Source organism: Vibrio sp. M260118 (assembly GCF_036533755.1).
Taxonomy (GTDB): domain Bacteria; phylum Pseudomonadota; class Gammaproteobacteria; order Enterobacterales; family Vibrionaceae; genus Vibrio.
In genome coordinates this window covers 1-993 of sequence record NZ_JATABG010000630.1, presented here as the reverse complement: position 1 = coordinate 993, position 993 = coordinate 1, and the positions used below count along the sequence as shown (strand labels likewise).

The 993-nt window shown below is 40.8% G+C and carries 1 protein-coding gene; it reads right to left on the bottom strand.

Annotated features, from left to right (window positions below):
• Window positions 1-269: 269 nt before the first annotated feature.
• Complete coding sequence (locus tag QTO00_RS20165; protein ID WP_331426333.1) at window positions 270-806, bottom strand: hypothetical protein; 537 nt, start codon at window positions 804-806, stop codon at window positions 270-272.
• Between the last annotated feature and the right edge of the window lie 187 nt (window positions 807-993).

Below are 993 nucleotides of genomic sequence, written 5' to 3'. Positions count from 1 at the left end.
AATCCAGTTCGATTGAACATAACTCTCGTTGTGCGCATCAAGCCAAAGCCTAATCTTGAGGCAATCCTTTTAGCTAGCGCTATCTTAACCGAAGCGCTAGCTCTCCCAAACTCACTTTGCCATACAAAAAGTAATTTATGAATTGCTAATTTAAGTAGATGCTCTAGCTGATTTCTGTCCAAAGACGTGTTACGTCACCCGGAATCTGTATTGTGTTCACCAAGCGATTCTGTCGTACCTTAATTACCAAGCTTCGGGACAAAAGCGCCTTAGATTGATAGTAGAGCTTTAGTTACGTTATCGACAGAGAGAACATTGCCGTAAACTCTAGACGATGAGTCTTTATTGCTGTAGAGCTGGACTTTACTGCAACTTTTGTCGAAGTCCATTTTTATACCCCAAACATCTCCCGAGTGAGGGCGATTATCCATCAATTCCTTTGTAATAAGGTTTTCGATGTCAGAAAGTGCCATCAAGATAAACTGGTCAGGCACCACTCGCACTAAAAGGTGCGCATTTGTCGATAGACGGTCGAGATTGACCTTACGTAAATCAAACCAATAGCCACCAGTTTTACTTTGAGCAACTGATGGCGATATAACGCTTATTGCTTCTTTGAAAAATACCGTAGTATTTGAGAACTGCCTAAAACCAGTATTTGTAAGCACTTGGATATTGTGGTGTCTTGTAGATTCAGTCATCATCTCTCCCTGTTCAAGCTGCGGCAGTGCCTCTTCATTTGGTACAAGGTCTTGAAGTTGCCTCAGTTTAGATATGGAAATTTGGTATTGCCCATTTCTCGGCATAGGCTTTCCTGTGAAACGTTAGAAAACTCTAGCTCCAGAACCATTATAGATTGTGTTTAACCTTAGCAATGGGTCTAAACTCATAGTTTTAGGAGGGTAATGATGAAATCACCAACGTCAGTCAAAAAGCTAGAAGATTTGGGGCGAACTCAACTTTCAAAAAACTACTTCATGCGTGATTTTTTAT

Coding starts and splice junctions, on each gene's coding strand:
- QTO00_RS20165 (WP_331426333.1), bottom strand. CDS start 806: ATGCCGAGAAATGGGCAATACCAAATTTCCATATCTAAACTGAGGCAA.